Origin of the sequence: Rhodococcus sp. 05-340-2, assembly GCF_002258915.1 — a bacterium.
In the GTDB taxonomy this organism is placed as follows: Bacteria; Actinomycetota; Actinomycetes; order Mycobacteriales; family Mycobacteriaceae; genus Rhodococcoides.
The window spans coordinates 39,121-56,985 of record NZ_NOYU01000039.1; the positions used below are offsets into that span (position 1 = coordinate 39,121).

A 17,865-nucleotide genomic window follows, 5' to 3' on the forward strand; every position below is an offset into this window, starting at 1 on the left:
GGCTTGGGCGCCTCGACTGTCCGGTCATGGATTTTCCGTCAACATCCCGACCAGTCGCGCTACGCGGTCTGCGCGGGTCTGCTCTCGCGCAGCGTTGTCGATGGGCATCAACAACTGACGACGCTCGCTCGGCCGCTTCCGCTCCCACGCGGATGTGCAGTGCGCCGTCTCCATAGCCTCCGCGACATCCTGCGGGACAGGTACCAGATCGGGATCGGCCGGTTCGAACTCACACGACACCAGATCACCGGGGTGGACGCCCAATCGGCGCTGAAGGCCTGCACCGATGTAGACGAACGACCCGGGCATCACATTCGAATCTGCTTTGTTGAGACCGAGATTGAGACTCAGCCCGTCGATCGAACCGTCGATCCGGCGAGTCGGCCACCGCTCCGCTGCCTCGACCAATCGAGTCGGAACACGGATGATCGTGTACGTGTTCTTGCCCCACGTCATCGGCTCGAGCACTCCGTCGAATCGAATGCTGTCACTCACGATTGCCTCGCACCGTCGATACACCGCTGAAGGAAATGTCGCCTGAGACTGCAGCATATCGAGTGATCTCCGCAGAAAGGAGACCCGTATCGAACCCCCTCGCCGATCGAGACCCATTAGGTTCGAGTCGTGAACCTCACCGCGGTATGGACCGCGTACATGGCGACGCTTCGTGAACGTGCGCCCATCACTGCTGCGTCGATTCGGCCGCCGCGGACCGCGGGCGAGCGAGAGTCTGCGGAACGTGCGACAACGCCGTGGACCGAGGAACTGCGCGAGTTCTACGGACTGCACGACGGGCAGCACGTTCCGGAGGGTGAGGACTACGGCCCAATCGGTTCGGTGCTACCGGACTCGACCCTGTTGTCGCTCGACGAGGTTCTCGCCCGGCACACGTTCAGCCTCGAAAACCCGCATCCGATCGACGATCTGGGCGATGACTGGCCGGACGTCGTCCGCGCTCAGGAGGCAGGTGAGACGGCCGAAATGTTTCTCCCCGCCTATGTCCCGTTCGCCGAGGATGGTGCCGGTGGCACAACCTACGTGGACACACGTCCCGGTACGCGTCGAGGGTGTATCCGCAACTTCTCGCATGATTCCGCTGACCAGGGTGCGCCGTGGTGCGACTCCCTGACCGAATACATCGCAGCGGTCCACCGCAGCATCGAGACCGGATCGGCGATCTACGACGATCTGACTCCCACGTTCGCGGACGGTGTGCTCGAGTGGCGTGACCCCGAGCTTTCCGACGGATCGATGGCACATGCGGCGACGCTCCCCGTCATCCGAATACCTTTCGCACTCATCGACTTTCGTCCGTCGCAACTGTCGGATGACGACGACCTGATCGATCTCGACCATGTTCGTCGCACCGTCATCGAAACCGCTCGGAGGCTGCATCCGCAGGCCGTGGTCGAGGACGCCCGAGCGGTGTATCGGCAGGTGCCGCGTGTGCGTGGTGCAAACATGAATTGGTGGGTGGGGATCGACGGTGCGGAGCTCATCTTCACCGCGATCGTCACCGGAGAGGACCACGACGTCATCGTCCTGGAGCTTCCATCCGGGGGATGCGTCTTCGAAGCCGACGAGTGAGACGAGCGCTGTACTGGTGCCGACGAACGAAGGGGTACGCATGGCCGTCATGGACGACGCACCGAGGGTGCATGCCGAGACACGTGCCCAGTGGCGGACATGGCTGATCGCACATCACGACAGAGCGAAATCGGTGTGGCTGGTGTCGTGGAAGAAGGCCACCGGGAGACCGGCGATCAGCTACGACGACGCCGTGTCGGAAGCACTCGCCGTGGGGTGGGTCGACAGCCGACCGCGCAAGCTCGACGACGAGCGCACCATGTTGTATTTCTCGCCCCGGAAACCCGCGAGTGCATGGTCCCGTCCGAACAAGATCCGCATCGAGGCCCTTCGTGAAGCGGGCCTGATGCTTCCGGCGGGGGAGCGAGCCGTCGAGGCTGCCGTCGCCAATGGAGCATGGACCGTACTCGACGAGGTCGAGGAGCTGATCGTTCCCGACGACCTTGCGGCTGCATTCGCCGAACACGTTGATGCGGAGGACAACTGGAACCAGTTTCCACCGTCCGCGCGTCGAGGGATTCTGGAGTGGATCGTGACCGCCAAGCGGCCCGAGACCCGAGCCGCTCGTATACACGAGACTGCTCGGCTCGCATCGATCGGCGAGCGCGCAGCTCGATGGCAACCCAAGCGCGACGGACGATAACAGCCGGGGTCGCCGACTGTCACGAGCGAAGCGATCCTCGAAAGAGTATGTCCAGCAATTGGCGTCGCGCCTCGGTCGGTGAGTAGGGCAAGACGGACCTGATCTCTACAGGTGAGACGCCGCGCGCCGCTGAAGAGCACTCCAGTAATGCCATCGAGCGTGCTTTCCCCGCGGGTGCTCCCACCCCGAACAACACTGTGTTCGACCTCGTCGACGACACCGGCCAGATCGTCGGGTACCTCTGGATCGGTCGCGACAACTCGGACGACGCCAGCTCGTGGTGGGTGTGGGACGTCGTCGTCGAGCCGGATATGAAACCACAAGTGTGAAGATGCGCAAGCAGCTCTGACCCCCCTCAGTTCTTGGCCTGTCGGGATGGCCGTGAGCTGGTGGAAGGTCGCGCCGATGCCCGAGCTTGTCGTACCGACGTTCGACGACATACATCCGATACAGAGCGGCCGTGCTGGTTGTGGCCGAACCCGCTAGAACACCACCCACAGCAGCGACGCGAGGGCGAATATCGCCAGTCCCAGCGTCGTTTCCATGACGGTCCAGGTTTTCAGTGTCGTCTTCTCGTCCATGCCGAAGAAGCGGCTGACGAGCCAGAAACCGGAGTCGTTGACGTGGGAGAGCACGGTGGCTCCGGCGGCCAGTGCGAACACCAACAGCGCGATCTTGAAATTGCTCAGATCGAGCTCGGCGACCTGGACCGAGATCAGCCCGGCGGTGGTGGTCAGGGCCACGGTGGCCGAGCCCTGCGCGACGCGAAGGGCGGTGGCGATCAGGAAGGCTTGCAGCAGGATCGGCAGTCCGAGGCCGGACAGCGAGGAGGTGAGCGACTGCCCGATGCCGCTGGCCCGCAGCACTCCACCGAACATGCCGCCGGCACCGGTGATCAGGATGATCGAACAGATGGGTCCGAGGGCCTGATCCATGTACTTGGCACCGTCGGCGACGGGGAAGCGTCCCGGCGCGAGAATGAACAGAGCCAGCAGCAAGGTGATGAGCAGCGCGATGGGCGTCTGACCGATGAGTGTCAGCGCTGCTGCCCAGGTCTCGTCTCCGGTCAGCACACCCGAGGTTGTCAGAGTGTTGACCACGGTGTTGAGGGAGATCAGTACGAGCGGCGTCAGCAGGATGAGCAGCACCGCACCGAACTTCGGCGCAGGGTCGCGGAGGCCGGCCATCTCTTTGTCGTGTTCTTCGGAGTTGGCTGCGCCGTCGGCGAAGAGGTCGGCGGGCAAGGTGTGGAACCGCTTACCGAGCTGCGTGCCTACGAGGTACGAGCCGACGAACCAGGAGACGACGGCGACGGGGACGCCGACCAGCAGTACCGATCCGATATCGCCGCCGAGAAGTTCGGTGGCGGCGACAGGTCCGGGGTGCGGGGGAACGATCGCGTGCATCGCGGCGAATGCGCCTGCCGTCGGGAGGGCGTACAGCAGCACCGATCCACCGAATCGCTTGGCGACGGTGAAGATGATCGGCAGGAAGACGACGAGGCCGGCGTCGAAGAAGATGGGAAAGCCGAAGATGAGTGCGGCCACACCGAGGGCGAGCGGTGCACGCTTGGCACCGAATCGGTTGATCAGGGTATCGGCCAATACCTGTGCACCACCGGTGATTTCGAGCAGTCTGCCGACCATCACGCCCAACGCGACGAGTAGGGCGACCGATCCGAGTGTGGAACTGAAGCCCGAGAGCAGGGCCGACGGCACGTCTGCCAGTGGGATTCCCGCCGCGACGGCGGTGACCGCGCTGACCAGGACCAGGGAGACGAAGGCATGCAGCTTCACCTTCATGATGAGGAACAACAGAATTGCAACGGCTGCGGCGGCGATCAGCAGCAGTGCTGTCGTTCCGTATGCCGGTTCGATCGGATCCATCGGTGTACCTCGTTCGCTCGGCTCGAATTTTGACCATAACGGACAGACGGGACGTCGCGCGGGGTTACGAGCGCTGGTTGTGAGTCGGCTTCGGGCGAGTGGAGTACCGTTCGGGTATGAGTGATGGGGATCACGTATTGGGCGGGGACGGCTCCGAAGAACCGACGAAGGAGCAGCTGCGCGAGCAAGCGCAGCGGTACGCCGCGGCAGCGCGACTGAAGATGAAGGAGCGTCGGGCGAAGGCGTCCGGTGGTCTCGGAGCCGTTGTCGCCGAACGCGCAGGTGGCTGGGACCTCGACGATCAGAACACCGTGGCGATGGACCGGCAGCAGCGGCTGTGGAACGGTGTGATGGACCGCTACTTCCGAATGGAGATCGACGGGTGGGAGACCATCCCCGAGTCGCCGGTGCTGGTCGTGGGCGTGCACTCGGGTGCGCCGTTCGTGTGGGACGCGTGGACCGTCGGTGCGCAATGGTGGCGACACTTCGGCGAGAAGCGGATTCTGCACGGCACCGCGCACGACGCACTCATGGCGTTCCCGTTGATCGGCAAGGTCTTTCGATCCATGGGTGTGCTGCCCGCGGCACCGGACTCGATGTCGACGGCACTGGCCGAGGGTCGGGACGTCATCGTGTGGCCGGGCGGTGAGGTCGATTCGTTGCGGCCCTGGAGCAAGCGAGACGAGGCCACTCTCGGCGGTCGAACCGGCTTCATCAAGCTCGCCATTCGGATGGGCGTTCCCATCGTGCCGGTGGCGACGGTGGGTGGCGCCGACGCGATGCCGGTACTCATTCGTGGTGACAAGCTGTCGAAAGCGTTGAAGCTGGACAAGATTGCACGGTTGAAGGTGTTCCCGATCGCGATCTCGCTTCCGTGGATCATCGCGCCCGCCGCGCTGCCACAGATTCCCTTGCCCGCCAAGATTCGTACTCGATTCATGCCGCCCGTCGAACTGGATCACGATCCGGCTCGGTGCGAGGACGAGGCGTACGTCGACGCCAAATACGAGGAGGTGCGCGCGAGCATCCAGTCCGGGATGGACGCTCTCGCCAGTAAGCGAAAGTTCCCCGTCTTCGGCTGATTGTTCGCCGCCTCGGCAACGCGGACCGAAGCTGACCGCGATCGTTTCTAACGTCTCCGTCGTAGGGATTCACCGCTACGACGAGGGGCGTCACAGATGATCGAAACATCGGGATTGACCAAGACTTTCCGGCAAGGCAAGAAGACCGTGAATGCGGTACGCGGCATCGACCTGGCGATCGGTGAGGGAGAGTTGGTGGCTCTGCTCGGTCCGAACGGGGCAGGCAAGTCGACCACTCTGCGGATGCTGACCACCCTGCTGACACCGACGTCGGGCTTGGCCCGCATCGCCGTGTTCGACGTGGGCAAGGACCGGGATCGAGTACGGCGCAGCCTGGGCTACGTGGGGCAGGGAAACGGTGCGGGACACAATCAACGCGTCCGTGACGAGCTCGTCGTGCAGGGCCGGTGCTACGGCATGACGCGTCAGCGATCGCGCAGTCGTGCAGACGAATTGATCGAGGCACTCGAGCTCGGCGAGCTCGCTGCCCGTACGGTCTCGACACTCTCGGGTGGGCAGCGTCGACGGCTCGACATCGCACTGGGTCTGGTGCACCGTCCGCCCCTGTTGTTTCTCGACGAGCCGACCACCGGAATGGATCCGCAGAGTCGAGCGAACCTGTGGGACCACATTCTCCGGCTCAGGCGAGAGATGGGCACCACCATCGTGCTCACAACCCACTATCTCGACGAGGCCGATTCCATGGCCGAGCGGGTGATCGTCGTCGATCGCGGCACCGTCATCGCCGATGACACCGCTGGCGCACTCAAGTCGGAACTGGCAGGCGATCTCATCGTCCTCACCGTGTCCGACGCCGCGGCGTTGGTCCCGCTGCTCGACGGTGTGGCCGGAATCAAGGACGTGACGGTGGCGGGTTTGAGGTTGAACATCAGGGTCGAGCGAGCCGAGGTGGTTCTCCCGGATCTACTGCGGTTCAGCGAGTCTCATGGAATCACGGTGCACACGGCGGACATGACGCGACCTACCCTCGACGATGTGTTCCTCGGCCTCACTGGGCGCAGTCTTCGTGAGAGCGCCGCGGCGGGCACGTCTTCCCTCGAAACCGCGGGAGAACTCCGATGAACGTACTCTCGGGAAGCGCCTTGGTGATGGGCCGCGAACTGCGGCCGATGGTCCGCGATCCGTTCACCGTCATCTTCAGTCTCATCCAACCGCTCATTCTCCTCGCACTGTTCGGCCCACTGCTCACCGATGTTCCCGGTCTGGGGGACGGAAGTGTGTGGGACTGGTTCGTTCCCGGCGTGCTCGCCATGATCACCATCTTCGGAACGTCCATGACGGGTTCGAATCTGTTGGCCGAGTTGCAGCAGGGTTCGCACGAACGAATGTTGGTGACCCCGTTGCCGCGATCGGCGCTGCTCGTCGGGCGCGCGTTCAAGGAGATGGTGCCGCTGGCCGCACAGGCCGTGCTGATCGTTCTGGTGGCATTGCCGCTCGGGCTGTCCGTGAATCCGATCGGTGCGGTCGTGGGGATCGTGCTGCTCGGTGTGTTCGGCGTCGGGCTCGGCGCACTGTCCTACTCATTGGCTTTGGCTGTGCGCGGACAGGATTGGGTCTTCTGGTCCATCCAGCAGACATTGATGTTCCCGCTGCTCATCCTCTCCGGCACGATGCTGCCGCTGACGGCCGCCCCGGGGTGGATGCAGTTCCTGGTGAACATCAACCCCCTCGGATATCTCGTCGACGCCGAGCGTGCACTGTTCGCCGGCGACTTCGCGAGTTCGACGGTCATGGCAGGTGTCGTCGCAGCCGCGGCCACTGCGGCGGTCGGACTTGCCGTCGGGATCCGGGCAATGGGTTCCTCGCGGGTGTGAGGCCGGCTCGAACCGTTCGCGGTGCTCACAGCGCTGCACAACCGAGCCCACAGGCGCAGACTGGCGGTCGTCCGGGCAGGGTTCACGAGGAGTGCAACGCCGATGAACAGTCGATCGACTTTGGGATGTGCGGTAATTCTCCTCGCTGTCGCGGGGTGTTCGTCCACTGGAGAGAACCCGTCCACTCCGGCTGAGCCGTCGGCCGCAGAATCGGTGGAATCCGTGGAGTCGGTCGAAGAGGATTCGGGTGGGTCGGATTTCTGCACGCTGTACGCCACACAGGTGGCGCAGGGTCTGGCCAACCTGCGGGAAGCCGAGGCCGGTGGTGTCGGAGTGGCCGAATCCATTGCCGACGATCTCGCTGCGAAGGCCCCGGTGACCCAGTCGGAGCTGCAAGCCGTCGCTCCACCGGAGCCATTGGCGTGGCTACGAGCCATGGAAGAGGCCGACGCCAAGGGTGCGGCAGGCGACTTCAGCGCGATGGATGGGGTGTTCGAGAACCTCACCCTGCTCACCGACTGGTCGATCGCGAACTGTGGCCCCGAGTACGCGCCGATCTTCACCGAATACAAGGCGATCATCGGGTAGGCGATACGAATGAGGGCTCGGCCCCGACGGCGCAGCTCGAACCATTAGGCTCGGCTCATGGATCGGCCTGCGGTAATTCTCGAAAACGATGTGACCGTGTACGACTTCTATCTGCGTCATCAGCAGAATCGTCAGGTCGCGAGGCTGGCGTATGCCGCTCTCGCCCGACGCTTCCGCCCGCGGGTGTCGTACCCCGACGGTGCTCGTGAGGAGCTGCGTCGTCTTGTCTACGACAACACGCGTCTGCTCATCGCGGTCAATCATCTGACCGAGAACGATCCGTACACGCTCGCAGCGGCGGCATGGGCGTCGCCGCTGCGTCCGGTCATCGGCCGCACGCGGGTATTGGCCAAGGACGAGCTCTTCCAGGAACCGAAGCAGCGCAGGCGAATCGACATGATGGGTGGCATCCCCGTCTTCCGCGGCAAGAATCACGGCATGCGAGCCGTCAGCGCAGCAGGCAGCCGCATGATGGACGTCAGTGCCGAGCGAATGAAGCGGGGCGACGACCTCGCAGTGTTCCCCGAGGGCACCTGCAATCTCGAAGACCCGACGACGGTGCAGCACGTCGGCAGCGGGATCGGCCACATTGCGATGCGGGCACGCAAGCTCGGGGTCGAACCGGTGCTGGTCTGCATCGGTCTGAGCTACGGCCCCGGTACGCCGAAGGTGAAGCAGGCGAGCGTCTACATCGACACGCCCATCACCGAACTGCCCGAGAAGCCGATCGACATCACCCGAGTGGTGGCAGAGGGAATGCAGAAGGCGCTCGACGGAGCGGTGGCTGCGTACTGACTGCGCCGCCGGGGTTGGTAGAAACAGATGACAGGTAATTCGATTCGGCGTTGTGTCAGGAGATATTCGTGAGCGATCAGATCAAGACGGCCATTGTCACCGGTAGTGCGCGTGGTATCGGCGCTGCGGTAGCGAAGCGGCTGGCCAAGGACGGTTTCGGAGTTGCGGTGGTCGACCTCGACGAGGCCGCGTGCAGCGATACAGTCGGTGCGATTCAGGCCGCAGGTGGGCAGGCAGTGGCCATCGGTGCCAACGTCGCCGACGAGGAATCCGTCCAGACCGCGGTCGATCGCATCGCCGGCGAGTTCGGTGCGCCGACCGTACTGATCAACAACGCAGGCATCACTCGCGACAACCTGCTGTTCAAGATGACCGTGCAGGACTGGGATTCCGTTCTCGGCGTACACCTGCGCGGATCGTTCCTGATGACCCGCGCGGTCCAGAAGCACATGATCGACGCCAAGTGGGGTCGCATCGTCAACCTGTCGAGCACGTCCGCCCTCGGCAACCGCGGCCAGGCGAACTACTCCGCCGCCAAGGCCGGAATGCAGGGCTTCACCAAGACCCTCGCCATCGAACTCGGCAAGTTCGGTGTCACCGCCAACGCCATCGCCCCCGGGTTCATCGAGACGGAGATGACGGCGGCCACCGCAGAACGTGTCGGCATGCCGTTCGAGGACTTCAAAGCTGCTGCGGCGTCGCAGATTCCGGTCAATCGCGTCGGACACCCCGACGACATCGCGCACCTGGCGTCGTTCTTCGTCAGCGAGGGTGCAGGCTTCATCTCGGGTCAGGTCGTCTACGCCGCTGGTGGGCCGAAGGACTGACCTCTCCTGAACGCGTGAATGGACCATTCACAGGCCCAGACGGGTGTCAATGGTCCATTCACGCCGAACGGATACGGACTACGGCGTCGGCATTCCGCCGTTGACGTTCAGTGTGTCGCCGGTGACGTAACCCGATTCGGCGGACGACAGATAGACGTACGCACCGGCGATCTCGGCAGGCTGCCCGGCGCGTCCGAGCGGTGTTTCCTTGCCGAATTCCGGCAGTGCCGAGGTCGGCTGACCGCCGGCTGCCTGCAGCGGTGTCCAGAACGGTCCCGGCGCAACCACATTGACGCGAATACCCTTGGGTGCCAACTGCTGCGCAAGGGCCTTGCTGATGGTGTTGATGGCCATCTTCGTGGTCGCGTAATCCACCAGTCCGGGTGACGGTGTGTATGCCTGGATCGAGCTGGTGTTCACGATGGTGGAACCGGCGGGCATGTGCGGCACCGCTTCCTGGATGATCCAGAACAATGCGTAGACGTTGGTTTTGAACGTCTGATCGAATTGCTCGGACGTCAGGTCGGCCAGGTCTTCGACGAACTGCTGTTTACCGGCAACGTTGATCAGCAGGTCGAGGCCACCGAGTTCGTCGACGGCAGTGCGCACGATACCGCGCGCGGCCTGCTCGTCGGTGATATCTGCCGGTGCCAGGACTGCGGTGCGTCCGGCGTCGCGTACCAGCTGAGCAACTTCCTGAGCGTCTTTTTCTTCCGACGGTAGGTAGTTGAGCACCACGTCGGCACCTTCGCGGGCGATGGCAATCGCTGCTGCGCGACCGATTCCGGAGTCGGCACCGGTGACGAGCGCTTTGCGGCCGGTCAGGCGACCGGAACCGCGATAGCTGTTCTCGCCGTGGTCGGCGAGAGGCTGAAGATCTGCGGCCAGACCGGGCGGATCCTGGTGCTGCTCCGGGAAGCCGTCCTGACGGTACTGCGTGACGGGGTTGGTGAAGGTGTACTGATCGCTCACTGTGGAATCGACTCCGAATACGGTGAAATGCGTGAAGAACCTTTGCTTGATTCCGTGTATTTCACGCATGCCCCGATCCGGTCGGCCACAAACTGTGACCGACCGGACCGGCCTTACAGCAACTCAGGGCAGTATCGAGTCGACGTAGCCGCCGTCGACGCGTAGAGCGCCACCGGTGGTCGCAGAAGCCTGCTCGGAGCTCAGATAGACGATCATGTTGCCGATCTCCTTCGGCTCGATCAGCCGGCCGATCAACGATTGCGGACGGTTCTCCTTCATGAACTTGGCCTGAGCTTCGTCCCAGGGCAGTTCGTCGCCGACGAGTTCGGCGACGAACTTCTCGACGCCCTCGGTGTGGGTAGGTCCGACAATCACGGAATTGATCGTAACGCCAGTTCCTGCAGCGGCTTTCGCGAACCCGCGGGTCACCGCGAGCAGGGCTGTCTTCGTCATTCCGTAGTGGATCATCTCTTCGGGAATCACGACTGCGGAATCGCTGCAGATATTCTGGATTCGGCCCCAGCCCGCTTCGGTCATCGCCGGCAGATACGTGCGGATCAGCCGGATTGCCGAGAGCACGTTCACCTCGAAATAGCGTCGCCATTCGTCGTCGTCGATGTCGAGGGCGGCTTTGGCTCCGAAGATTCCGAGATTGTTCACCAGAACATCGACCACCGGGACCGTGGCGAGCAGGGTCTCGACCCCCTCGGCCGTCGCGAGATCGGCTGCCACGACGATCACTCGTGCGCCGGGTACTTCGGTGAGCAGTTGTTCCTCGGCCGAATCCAGCGCGGATGCGCTCCGACCGTTGAGTACGACGCGCGCACCGGCGCGGGCCAATTCGGTGGCGATGGCCAATCCGATGCCCTGACTGGAGCCGGAGATCAGTGCAGTTCGGCCGTCGAGATCGATGTTCATGAAGCCTCCCAGTGTTGTGGAACGACTCCAGTGTGCGCCTTTCGAAGACGTGAATGGTCCATTCACCGGCCCTGACGGGGGTGAATGGACCATTCACGCAGACTCGGGGGGACTACTACGAATACGAGTAGAAACCCTTACCGGTTTTGCGCCCCAGCATTCCGGCGTCCACCATGCGCTGCAGCAGTGGCGGCGGAGCGTAGTGCGGTTCGCGGAACTCCGCGTAGAGGGACTCGGCGACCGCGAGGGTGACGTCGAGGCCGACCGTGTCGGTCAGACGCAACGGGCCCATGGGGTGTGCGCAGCCGTTGACCATGCCCTCGTCGATGTCCTCAGCGCTGGCGAAGCCGGACTCGAGCATGCGGATGGCCGAGACCATGTACGGGATGAGCAAGGCGTTGACGATGAATCCGGCGCGATCACCGGCGCGAATCGTCTTCTTGCCCAGTGTGTTCCCAGCGTAATCCGTCACCGCGGCAACGGTCTCTTCGCTGGTGAGAAGGCTGACGACGATCTCGACCAACGGCAGCACCGGCACCGGGTTGAAGAAGTGCACTCCGACGACCTTGTCGGGACGCTTCGTCGCGTTGGCCATCTTGATGACGGGGATCGACGACGTGTTGGTGGCCAGGATTCCGTCGGGCTTGACGATGGAATCGAGCTTTCCGAACAGATCGAGCTTGAGCGATTCGATCTCCGGTGCTGCCTCCACCACGAGATCGCGGTCTGCGAAATCGTCGATGTCGAGCGTCAACGTGATTGCTGCTCGGGCCTTCTCGGCCGCGTCGGCTTCGATGCGGCCGGACTTGACGGCGCGGGCGAACGACTTGTCGAGGCGTGCCTCTGCAGCATCGGCTGTGGCCTGACTGGTTTCGAGGATCAGCACCGAACTGCCGGAGCGAGCACACATCTCGGCGATGCCTGCTCCCATGGTGCCGCCGCCGATGACGCCTACGAGGTTGATGTCGCTCATTTGAGCAGCGCCCGCGACATGACGACACGCTGGATCTGGTTGGTGCCCTCGTAGATCTGGGTGATCTTGGCGTCGCGCATCATGCGCTCGACCGGGAAGTCGGTGGTGTAGCCGGCACCGCCGAAGAGCTGCACGGCGTCGGTGGTGACCTCCATGGCCACGTCCGAGGCGAAGCACTTCGCTGCTGCCGAGATGAACCCGAGGTTCTTCTCGCCGCGCTCGGCGCGGGCTGCGGAGCTGTAGACCATCAGTCGAGCCGCTTCGACCTTCATCGCCATGTCGGCGAGCATGAACTGCACTGCCTGGAAGCTCGAGATCGCGGTGCCGAACTGCTTACGGTCCTTGGTGTATGCGATGGCTGCGTCGAGTGCACCCTGTGCCAGGCCGACAGCCTGCGCGCCGATGGTGGGGCGCGTGTGGTCGAGTGTTTCCAGCGCGGTCTTGAAGCCGGTGCCCGGGTCGCCGATGATGCGATCGCCGGGGATCTTGCAGTTCTCGAAGTAGAGCTCGGCGGTGGGTGAGCCCTTGATGCCGAGCTTCTTCTCCTTGGGGCCGACGACAAATCCCTCGTCGTCCTTGTGCACGATGAACGAGGAGATGCCGTTGGCGCCCTTGTCGGGGTCGGTCACGGCCATGACGGTGTACCACTCGGACTTGCCGCCGTTGGTGATCCAACACTTGGAGCCGTTGAGGATCCAGTCGTCACCATCGGCCTTGGCGCGGGTGCGCATGCTCGCCGCGTCGGATCCTGCTTCGCGCTCGGACAGGGCGTACGACGCCATCGCGCCACCGGCGAGAGACGGCAGAACCTGCTTCTTGAGCTCCTCGGAGCCCTTGAGGATCAGGCCCATCGTGCCGAGCTTGTTGACCGCGGGGATCAGCGAGGACGAGCCGCACACGCGTGCAACCTCTTCGATGACGATGCAGGCAGCGACGGAATCGGCACCCTGGCCGTCGTACTCCTCGGGAACGTGGATGGCGTTGAAGCCCGAGGCATTCAGCGCTTTGAGCGCCTCCTCGGGGAAACGGGAGTCCTCGTCGACCTCTTTGGCGTACGGAGCGATCTCCTTCTCCGAGAGAGCCCGAATGGCCGCGCGCAGTTCGTCGTGCTCTTCGGGCGATTGATACAGATCGAAGTCGGGATTTCCGGCCATGTCGGCCACGCTCCTCGGTGTGTCGGGGGTGGCACTGCCCACAGGGGGCACTCAGTGCCAAGGATTGCCCCAGTGTACGTCCGGATTCGGACCGATTCAAGACCGGGTCTTCGGCATCCGGCACTCAGTGCCATTCGGTCCGGACGGATCAGGCGGTTGTGTGATCGGCCAACGCATCGACGACTTTGGTGACGGACGTGCCCCGGGGGAACGACGCGACGACGATCTCACCGAAGAACTGCGCGCGGACCTGCGCCAGTGCCGAACGCAGATCCTCGACGGATGTCGGCAGGCCGTCGCGAATCATTCGACGAAGGATGTAGTTGTGCGTCGCAGTCACCGAAGCCGAGAACTGCAGAATCTCCAGGTGAGGGTGATCGGGCAGAACGCGCTGCAGATATTCGACGAAGAGTCGGTCGTAGCGAAACACGGTGACGATCTCCCGATCGCGCAGCGCAGGGTTGCGGTGCACCACCTGATAGCGCAGGCGCGACATCTCGATCCAATCGGAGAATCGCTCGTACACCTGCTGCGCGGCATCGCACACCGCCTGCCAGGGATCGCCCTCGTTCGATTCGAGGAAGTCGCCTGCCTGCTCGAGCAGTATTTCGTGATCGGCGAAGACGACGTCTTCCTTGGCGCGGAACTGACGGAAGAATGTCCGACGCGAGATTCCGGCGGCACCGGCGATGTCGTCCACCGTCGTCGACTCGTATCCCTTGACGGAGAACAGGTCGAGGGCCGCTGTGGCCACGGTGAGCCTGAAGTCGGTCGATTCTTCCGGGTCTCCGCGCATGGGAGTGAAGGTAGCCGAGTTTCGGGACGTGCAGGGAGGTCGTCCCGTTCCGTCCTTTGATTGCTAGTGTTCGCAAGTAGCCTGCTGCGCGGTGGTGGGTGCCACGGGAGGACTTCATGGCCACGGATTCGAGCCGGCCGCTCTACAGAATGAAAGCCGACTTCTTCAAGACGTTGGCGCATCCCGCCCGTATTCGGGTGCTGGAGTTGCTGAGCGAGCGCGAGCACGCCGTGTCCGAGATGCTGCCGGAAATCGGCATCGAGCCGGCCAATCTGTCTCAGCAGTTGTCCATCCTGCGGCGCGCCGGTCTCATCGAAGGCACTCGGGAAGGCCTGTCGGTGTCCTACACATTGACGTCGCCGAAGGTGGCCGACCTGTTGGTCGTTGCGCGGGAAATACTCACGGGAGTGGTGGCCAACCAGGCCGAGCTGCTCGAAGGCGAGTCCGGAGCGCGCGCCTGACTCGACGGCTCGGGATGGTCTGGCTCACGTCGCTGTTCACCTGATTCATTACTTGCTAAACTTAGCAAGTAGCTCGATCAGGATCGATGAGTTCTCAGAAAGCGTCACATGTCCGAACCGACGAAACCCGCCCGTATGACCGACGCCGTGAGGGCTGTGACGGCGCTCCTGCCCAGGTGGAGCGAGTGGAAGCCCGCCCTCCGCGCGCCCGGTGCGGATCTGCTGGCCGGCCTGATCGTGGCCCTGGTCGCGTTGCCTCTGGCGCTCGGCTTCGGCGTCAGTACCGGCCTGGGTGCGGCGGCCGGATTGACCACGGCGATCATCGCGGGAGTCGTGGCCGCGGTATTCGGCGGATCGCGGTTCCAGGTGTCCGGTCCGACCGGTGCCATGACGGTGGTGCTCGTGCCGATCGTCGCCGAATACGGGCCGACCGGAGTGCTCGCCGTCGGCCTGATGGCAGGGGTGATCCTGCTCGCGCTCGCCGTCGCCGGAGTCGGTCGAGCCGTCCGGTACATGCCGGCACCCGTCATCGAAGGGTTCACCGCCGGCATCGCCGTCGTCATTGCGCTGCAACAGGTTCCGTCGGCCCTGGGTATCACCGACGCCGAGGGTGACAAGGTGTGGCAGTCCGCGTTCGACGCGGTGCGCTCGTTCGTCTCGCACGCGAGCATTCTGACGCCCACCGTGGCCGTCACGGTCGCGATCGTCATGCTCGTCGGTGGCCGCCTGGCTCCGAAAGTACCGTTCTCTCTGGTTGCGGTCGCGGGAGCAACGGTGGTCACCCAACTGTTCGATCTCGACATCGCCCGGATCGGCACGATTCCGTCGTCGTTGTCCGCTCCGAGCCTGAGCTTCTTCCATCTCGGTGACGTGACGGCGTTGTTGGCACCGGCGTTCGCCGTCGCTGCGCTGGCTGCCCTGGAATCGTTGCTGTCCGCGACCGCGGCGGACTCGATGGGCGTCGGCGCGCGGCACAATCCCGACCGTGAACTGTTCGGGCAAGGGCTGGCGAACATCGCCGCACCGTTGTTCGGCGGTATCCCCGCCACCGGTGCCATCGCCCGCACTGCCGTCAACGTCAGATCCGGAGCACGCACCAGGCTCGCCGCGCTCACCCATGCCGTGATCCTCGCCGCGATCATGTATTCCGCCGCGGGTCTGGTGGCCGACATTCCACTCGCAGCCCTCGCCGGGGTGCTCCTGGCGACGACGGTGCGCATGGTCGAAACCGCGTCCATCCGAGCAATTTCCCGCGCCGGTCGTGGGGACACCGTGGTGATGTTGTCGACCTTTCTCGTCACGGTCGTTTTCGACCTGGTGACGGCGGTGGCGGTCGGCGTCGGGTTCGCTGCGGTGCTGGCACTGCGCGCCGTCGCGCGATCGGCCACCGTCGAGCAGGTACCCCTCGATGCACTCGACGCGGTCTCGAAGGAAGAACAAGACCTGCTGCGCGAGCACATCGTCGCCTACCGGATCGACGGCGCACTGTTCTTCGGAGCCGCGCACAGCTTTCTGCTCGAGCTCGCCGACGTGTCGGACGTGAAAGTGGTGATCCTGCGCATGTCGCGGGTGACCACCATCGATGCCACCGGAGCCATCGTCCTCAAGGACACGATCACCGAACTCGAACACCGCCGCATCACCGTCCTCATCTCCGCGGCCAAACCCGAACACCTGCGTCCGCTGACGGCGCTGGGGGTGTTCACCACCAAGGACGACGAAGCGCGCCGTGTTTTCGAGACCACGCCGCAGGCCATCGCCTACGCGCGCACGCTGGTGACCGAGGCAACCGCGCCTCGCGGGTAGGGTCCAAGTCACACTTGCGTAGGAAAGGACCGGCTCATCGTGGCTCTCGTTGCAGGGATCGACTCCTCCACCCAATCGTGCAAAGTCTTCGTTCGGGACGCCGAATCGGGAGAGTTGGTGCGCCAGGGGCGAGCCGCCCATCCCGACGGTACCGAGGTCGACCCGCAGCGATGGAAAGACGCGCTCGACGAGGCGGTGGCAGCAGCAGGCGGACTCGACGACGTGGACGCGGTGTCGGTCGGCGCGCAGCAGCACGGCATGGTGTGCCTCGACGACGCGGGATCAGTGGTCCGTAAAGCGTTGTTGTGGAACGACACTCGGTCGGCGCAGGCCGCGACGGACTTGGTGTCGGAGTTGGGGAAGGAGACCGGCGTCGACGGCGGGCAGGCCTGGGCCGACGCCGTCGGAGTGGTTCCATTGGCCTCGATCACCGTCGCCAAGTTGCGATGGCTCGCCGACCACGAGCCGGAGAACGCCGATCGCACTGCGGCGGTGTGCCTTCCACACGATTGGCTCAGTTGGCAGCTCGGCGGGGCATCGGGGCTCGACGCTCTGGCCACCGATCGAGGCGACGCCAGTGGCACCGGGTATTTCTCGGCCGCCTCGAACGAATATCGAACCGACCTGTTGCAGTTCGGTTTTCGTGGGCGTAACCCGCAGCTTCCGCGGGTCGCCGCACCGAACGAGACCATCGGCCGCACACCGAGCGGGGCCCTCATCGGGCCGGGGACCGGAGACAATGCCGCCGCGGCCCTTGCTCTCGATGCCCAGCCCGGTGACGTGGTGGTGTCGGTGGGGACCTCCGGCGTCGTATCGGCCGTGACCTCGGTTGCGGCAGCGGACGGTTCGGGTCTCGTCGCCGGATTCGCCGACGCCACCGGCCGTCAGTTGCCGTTGGTGTGCACGCTCAACGCCGCCCGGGTGCTCGATGCCACGGCGCGTCTACTGGGCGTCGATCATGACGAACTGTCTCGATTGGCGCTGTCGACGACCAGCGAAGGTCTGGTGTTGGTGCCGTATCTCGAAGGTGAGCGCACCCCCAACCGCCCCGATGCATCCGGTGCGATTCACGGCCTGCGACTGAACAATTCGACGCCCGGTCACCTGGCGCGCGCGGCAATCGAGGGACTGCTGTGCGGCTTGGCCGACGGCATCGATCACCTGCGTGCACAGGGGGTGGAGACGAAGCGGGTGCTGCTCATCGGCGGCGGCGCGAAATCGGCTGCGGTGCGGGAGCTGGCCCCGGCCATTCTCGGGGTCCCGGTGATCGTGCCCGAGCCGGGTGAATACGTCGCCGACGGTGCCGCGCGCCAGGCTGCATGGACGTTGGCCGGGACCGTTGAGCCGCCGACCTGGGCGCAGGCCGCGTCGAAGACATACGAGGCAGACCCGACCCCGGCGGTGCGAGAACGCTACGCCGAGGTGCGGGATCTGACCGAGGGTGCCGCCCCCAGGTGAGCGGAACCCCGTAGCAGAGGTCGAGTTCGGAGTGGAGCCTGCGGAACGACCGCAGGCTCCGCGCGCACGTGCGGCGCAGCCGCT

General features: G+C 64.3%; 19 protein-coding genes. 12 read left to right on the forward strand and 7 right to left on the reverse strand.

Going from position 1 to position 17,865, the window contains the following annotated elements; all coding sequences use genetic code 11:
- Positions 1 to 24: 24 nt before the first annotated feature.
- Positions 25 to 495: a YdeI/OmpD-associated family protein gene (locus CH271_RS23865; protein ID WP_179273422.1), complete on the reverse strand. Its 471-nt coding sequence runs from the start codon at positions 493 to 495 to the stop codon at positions 25 to 27.
- Positions 496 to 624: 129 nt separating this feature from the next.
- Here CH271_RS23865 and CH271_RS23870 point away from each other — a divergent pair, with 129 nt between their 5' ends.
- The 3 genes from CH271_RS23870 to CH271_RS28540 all read left to right on the forward strand — a co-directional run bounded on the left by CH271_RS23870 (position 625) and on the right by CH271_RS28540 (position 2,559).
- Positions 625 to 1,587, forward strand: coding sequence for an SMI1/KNR4 family protein (locus CH271_RS23870; RefSeq protein WP_094635161.1), 963 nt, complete (start codon positions 625 to 627; stop codon positions 1,585 to 1,587).
- A 16-nt stretch (positions 1,588 to 1,603) separates the two neighbouring features.
- Positions 1,604 to 2,230 carry a YdeI/OmpD-associated family protein gene (locus CH271_RS23875; protein ID WP_218830232.1) on the forward strand — a complete coding sequence of 209 codons (627 nt, stop codon included), beginning with the start codon at positions 1,604 to 1,606 and terminating at the stop codon, positions 2,228 to 2,230.
- 197 nt (positions 2,231 to 2,427) lie between these two features.
- Positions 2,428 to 2,559: a GNAT family N-acetyltransferase gene (locus tag CH271_RS28540; protein WP_143546108.1), complete on the forward strand. Its 132-nt coding sequence runs from the start codon at positions 2,428 to 2,430 to the stop codon at positions 2,557 to 2,559.
- A 153-nt stretch (positions 2,560 to 2,712) separates the two neighbouring features.
- On the opposite strand, the gene CH271_RS23880 is transcribed toward CH271_RS28540, so the two are convergent.
- Positions 2,713 to 4,116, reverse strand: coding sequence for a GntP family permease (locus CH271_RS23880; protein ID WP_094635162.1), 1,404 nt, complete (start codon positions 4,114 to 4,116; stop codon positions 2,713 to 2,715).
- A gap of 116 nt (positions 4,117 to 4,232) precedes the next feature.
- Here CH271_RS23880 and CH271_RS23885 point away from each other — a divergent pair, with 116 nt between their 5' ends.
- From CH271_RS23885 to CH271_RS23910, 6 genes are all read left to right on the forward strand, one after another.
- Complete coding sequence (locus CH271_RS23885; RefSeq protein WP_094635164.1) at positions 4,233 to 5,198, forward strand: lysophospholipid acyltransferase family protein; 966 nt, start codon at positions 4,233 to 4,235, stop codon at positions 5,196 to 5,198.
- A gap of 96 nt (positions 5,199 to 5,294) precedes the next feature.
- Positions 5,295 to 6,281, forward strand: coding sequence for an ATP-binding cassette domain-containing protein (locus CH271_RS23890; RefSeq protein WP_094635165.1), 987 nt, complete (start codon positions 5,295 to 5,297; stop codon positions 6,279 to 6,281).
- The gene (locus CH271_RS23895) at positions 6,278 to 7,033 is read left to right on the forward strand and encodes an ABC transporter permease (protein WP_094635167.1); all 756 of its coding nucleotides are present in this window, start codon (positions 6,278 to 6,280) and stop codon (positions 7,031 to 7,033) included. Before CH271_RS23890 ends, CH271_RS23895 begins: the two co-directional genes overlap by 4 nt.
- Positions 7,034 to 7,135: 102 nt before the next feature.
- On the forward strand, positions 7,136 to 7,621 hold the full coding sequence (locus CH271_RS23900) for a hypothetical protein (protein WP_143546109.1): 486 nt from the start codon (positions 7,136 to 7,138) through the stop codon (positions 7,619 to 7,621).
- Positions 7,622 to 7,678: 57 nt separating this feature from the next.
- On the forward strand, positions 7,679 to 8,416 hold the full coding sequence (locus CH271_RS23905; protein WP_094635171.1) for a lysophospholipid acyltransferase family protein: 738 nt from the start codon (positions 7,679 to 7,681) through the stop codon (positions 8,414 to 8,416).
- 68 nt (positions 8,417 to 8,484) lie between these two features.
- Entirely contained in the window at positions 8,485 to 9,243 is a 759-nt protein-coding gene (locus tag CH271_RS23910) for an SDR family oxidoreductase (RefSeq protein WP_037196086.1), read from the forward strand.
- A 78-nt stretch (positions 9,244 to 9,321) separates the two neighbouring features.
- On the opposite strand, the gene CH271_RS23915 is transcribed toward CH271_RS23910, so the two are convergent.
- The 5 genes from CH271_RS23915 to CH271_RS23935 all read right to left on the reverse strand — a co-directional run bounded on the left by CH271_RS23915 (position 9,322) and on the right by CH271_RS23935 (position 14,056).
- Positions 9,322 to 10,284: a glucose 1-dehydrogenase gene (locus CH271_RS23915; RefSeq protein WP_256986528.1), complete on the reverse strand. Its 963-nt coding sequence runs from the start codon at positions 10,282 to 10,284 to the stop codon at positions 9,322 to 9,324.
- A 54-nt stretch (positions 10,285 to 10,338) separates the two neighbouring features.
- A complete protein-coding gene (locus tag CH271_RS23920; RefSeq protein WP_094635172.1) occupies positions 10,339 to 11,133 on the reverse strand; it encodes an SDR family NAD(P)-dependent oxidoreductase in 795 nt (264 codons plus the stop codon).
- A gap of 115 nt (positions 11,134 to 11,248) precedes the next feature.
- On the reverse strand, positions 11,249 to 12,097 hold the full coding sequence (locus tag CH271_RS23925; RefSeq protein ID WP_303396309.1) for a 3-hydroxybutyryl-CoA dehydrogenase: 849 nt from the start codon (positions 12,095 to 12,097) through the stop codon (positions 11,249 to 11,251).
- Between the two features lie 5 nt (positions 12,098 to 12,102).
- A complete protein-coding gene (locus CH271_RS23930) occupies positions 12,103 to 13,260 on the reverse strand; it encodes an acyl-CoA dehydrogenase (RefSeq protein ID WP_037196251.1) in 1,158 nt (385 codons plus the stop codon).
- Positions 13,261 to 13,408: 148 nt separating this feature from the next.
- Positions 13,409 to 14,056 carry a TetR family transcriptional regulator gene (locus tag CH271_RS23935; RefSeq protein ID WP_094635174.1) on the reverse strand — a complete coding sequence of 216 codons (648 nt, stop codon included), beginning with the start codon at positions 14,054 to 14,056 and terminating at the stop codon, positions 13,409 to 13,411.
- A 116-nt stretch (positions 14,057 to 14,172) separates the two neighbouring features.
- Between CH271_RS23935 and CH271_RS23940 the strand changes: the two genes are divergently transcribed.
- The 3 genes from CH271_RS23940 to CH271_RS23950 all read left to right on the forward strand — a co-directional run bounded on the left by CH271_RS23940 (position 14,173) and on the right by CH271_RS23950 (position 17,781).
- Positions 14,173 to 14,517: an ArsR/SmtB family transcription factor gene (locus CH271_RS23940; RefSeq protein ID WP_094635350.1), complete on the forward strand. Its 345-nt coding sequence runs from the start codon at positions 14,173 to 14,175 to the stop codon at positions 14,515 to 14,517.
- Positions 14,518 to 14,625: 108 nt separating this feature from the next.
- Positions 14,626 to 16,323, forward strand: a complete 1,698-nt coding sequence (locus CH271_RS23945) for a SulP family inorganic anion transporter (RefSeq protein WP_094635176.1) — start codon at positions 14,626 to 14,628, stop codon at positions 16,321 to 16,323.
- Between the two features lie 39 nt (positions 16,324 to 16,362).
- Positions 16,363 to 17,781, forward strand: a complete 1,419-nt coding sequence (locus CH271_RS23950; protein WP_094635178.1) for a xylulokinase — start codon at positions 16,363 to 16,365, stop codon at positions 17,779 to 17,781.
- Positions 17,782 to 17,865 lie beyond the last annotated feature (84 nt).

Coding starts and splice junctions, on each gene's coding strand:
- CH271_RS23880 (WP_094635162.1), bottom strand. CDS start 4,116: ATGGATCCGATCGAACCGGCATACGGAACGACAGCACTGCTGCTGATC.
- CH271_RS23885 (WP_094635164.1), top strand. CDS start 4,233: ATGAGTGATGGGGATCACGTATTGGGCGGGGACGGCTCCGAAGAACCG.
- CH271_RS23890 (WP_094635165.1), top strand. CDS start 5,295: ATGATCGAAACATCGGGATTGACCAAGACTTTCCGGCAAGGCAAGAAG.
- CH271_RS23895 (WP_094635167.1), top strand. CDS start 6,278: ATGAACGTACTCTCGGGAAGCGCCTTGGTGATGGGCCGCGAACTGCGG.
- CH271_RS23900 (WP_143546109.1), top strand. CDS start 7,136: ATGAACAGTCGATCGACTTTGGGATGTGCGGTAATTCTCCTCGCTGTC.
- CH271_RS23905 (WP_094635171.1), top strand. CDS start 7,679: ATGGATCGGCCTGCGGTAATTCTCGAAAACGATGTGACCGTGTACGAC.
- CH271_RS23915 (WP_256986528.1), bottom strand. CDS start 10,284: ATGCGTGAAATACACGGAATCAAGCAAAGGTTCTTCACGCATTTCACC.
- CH271_RS23920 (WP_094635172.1), bottom strand. CDS start 11,133: ATGAACATCGATCTCGACGGCCGAACTGCACTGATCTCCGGCTCCAGT.
- CH271_RS23930 (WP_037196251.1), bottom strand. CDS start 13,260: ATGGCCGGAAATCCCGACTTCGATCTGTATCAATCGCCCGAAGAGCAC.
- CH271_RS23935 (WP_094635174.1), bottom strand. CDS start 14,056: ATGCGCGGAGACCCGGAAGAATCGACCGACTTCAGGCTCACCGTGGCC.
- CH271_RS23940 (WP_094635350.1), top strand. CDS start 14,173: ATGGCCACGGATTCGAGCCGGCCGCTCTACAGAATGAAAGCCGACTTC.
- CH271_RS23945 (WP_094635176.1), top strand. CDS start 14,626: ATGTCCGAACCGACGAAACCCGCCCGTATGACCGACGCCGTGAGGGCT.